The organism is Embleya scabrispora DSM 41855 (genome assembly GCF_000372745.1).
GTDB lineage: Bacteria > Actinomycetota > Actinomycetes > Streptomycetales > Streptomycetaceae > Embleya > Embleya scabrispora.
On the sequence record NZ_KB889638.1, the window covers coordinates 1 to 2,371 of the forward strand.

Here is a 2,371-nt window from a genome sequence, read left to right on the forward strand (position 1 = left end):
CGATCCGCGAGGTGCTGAAGATCGCGTCGGTCCAGAACGTCGTCGACGCGGCCGGCCACAACACGTGGGCCAGACCCGTACACGCCGCGAACGACACGCCCGCGCGCACCGCGTCGCGGCGCCGGCCGGTGACCCACAGATAGGGCACGAACAGCAACGGCGTCAGCTTGATCGCCGACGCCACCCCGATCAACACCCCGCGCACCGGACGCGGCGTCAAATCGAGCGCGTCCACGAACGCCGACACCACCAGGAACACACTGACCTGACCGAACCGCAGATTGCTCTGAACCGGCGCCGACACCAACAGGACCGCGGCCGCCACGAGCGTCAACGCGACCTGGCGCCGCCGCCCCACGATCCCCCGCCGCGCGGTGAACGCGACCGCGATCGAGACCACCGCGACCAAGGTGGCGACAAGCCACACCACCCGCGCCACCGGCTCGGACACCCACCCCAACGGCCAGAACACCGCCAGCGCGAACGGCGGATACGTGAACGGATCACCGTTCTCCGCCACGTACTCGTACAGCGGCACCCCGCTGTCCACCGCACGCACCGCGCCGATGTACACATGCAGGTCCATCTGCCGATCCCACGACGGCAGATGCCACGCCGACCACAACGCCCACACCGCCGCCACCACGAAGCACAAGACCGCGGCGGATAACGCGAGAATGCGCGTCGACCGCGACCGGCCCGCACCGACAACACCCGGCTGATCCACCCCATCACCATTCATGACACCGAATTCTGCTGCCACCGCATCACACCGCCCACACGGGGTGACGGGAAGTCGGATCGCCGAACAGCCCGGCGGGAACTGGGCATCGGCGAGCAGCGTCGCCACGGCCGTCAATCACCACGCAACCGACACCCACCACGCGCCGAAGGAACGGCACGACGCTGCCCGGGCCGCTCGTCACGGCCGTGCGGGCCGTAGCTCGTCGCGGGTATCAACTCCCGAGCGGTGCGGGTCCCGGATCGGCCATCGGCGTCCGGTGTCGGGATCACCGGCCCACACGTACTGCTCGGCGGGCGTGACGGTCATGCCGTAGTCGTACAGCCGGATCCGCCCGTCGTCGACCCATCGGTCCCAGGCTGCGAGGAGTTCGTCGGCGAGGCGTCGGGGGCCGCCTTCGCGGACGAGGACGTGGTCGTCGTCGCGTGTGGTGGTCAGGGTCGCCCAGGAGACGGCGCCGTCGTGCGCGCGCACCGTCGTGCCGTCCTGCCCGGGCGCCGTGATGGTGTAGCGGACGTCGGGCAGGGCCACGCGCAGCGCCCACATCACGTTGTTCGTGCACAGCGGCGCGAGGTCGCAGGTGATCTCGTGTTCGTGGTCGACGGTGGGGTGGCGGGTGTGGATGTCGTCGAAGGTGGGTGTGGGGGTGGTGTCGCGGGCGCCCATGAATTGGGCGAGGCCCTGGCACCAGCCGGTGGCGGTGGTGCCGGTGGCGTCGAGGGTGAGGGCGAAGTGGCCGAGTCGGCCCCAGGGGAAGACGAGGTCGCCGCCGGGTTCGAGTTGTTCGATCCACGCGTGCGGGATGCGGTCGACGGCGTAGGTGGCGATGATCCGTTGGTAGGGGGCGTTGTCGGGGCATCCCTTGGCGCCGTCGCCGGCGCGTACGTCGACGTCGACTCCCGCGCGGGTCAGGGTGGTTCGTGCCAGGTCGGCGAGGGCGGGGTCGACCTCGACGCTGGTGATCGAGCCGGTGGGGCCGACGTGGTGGGCGATCAGGGCGGCGTTCCAGCCGGTGCCGGTGCCCAGTTCCAGGACGCGGTGTCCGGGAGTGAGGTCGAGGGAGTCGATCATGTCGGCCACCACCGACGTGCAGGACAGACTCGACGTCGGACGGCCGTCGGTGACCTCGGTGATCGCCGCTTCGTAGGGCCCGGCGTACACCAGACGCGCCCACCGGTCCGGGTCGGCGGCGCGGTCCACGGGGACGTACGCGTGACCATCCCAGTCCCACAGGTGATCCGGGGCGAAGACGTCACGGGGCAGGGCCTCGAACGCCTCGGGCAGCCACGGGGTGTCCGAGGGCCACGCACCGTGGGCGTCCATCGCCTCCGCCGACGCCCACCGATGTGCGGCAAGTTCACTCACGGCTTCGGTTTCTTGTGCTTGCCGTCCGGGTCCGGCTCCGGCGGCACCTGACCATCGGAATTGTCCGGCGGGGCCTTGCCCTTCGACGGATCCGGACTCGGCCTACCGTGATCACCCATACCGACCCCCGACATCACGTACGGTCACCATTGGACCATCATGTCCCACCCCGCCCGAATCCGGGAGACCCCGGCGCTCGAGTCGTACGCCCCCGGCCGGCTCCGGAGGAAGGAACGTGACGCCCACCGTTCGCGGCCACGGCGA

At 70.4% G+C, this 2,371-nt stretch carries 2 protein-coding genes; both read right to left on the minus strand.

Going from position 1 to position 2,371, the window contains the following annotated elements; translation table 11 throughout:
• Nucleotides 1-586: glycosyltransferase 87 family protein (locus tag A3IC_RS54455; protein WP_245599296.1), on the minus strand; the 586-nt coding region annotated here is incomplete at its 3' end.
• Nucleotides 587-922: 336 nt separating this feature from the next.
• Nucleotides 923-2,107, minus strand: coding sequence for a methyltransferase domain-containing protein (locus tag A3IC_RS54460; RefSeq protein ID WP_245599297.1), 1,185 nt, complete (start codon nt 2,105-2,107; stop codon nt 923-925).
• Nucleotides 2,108-2,371 lie beyond the last annotated feature (264 nt).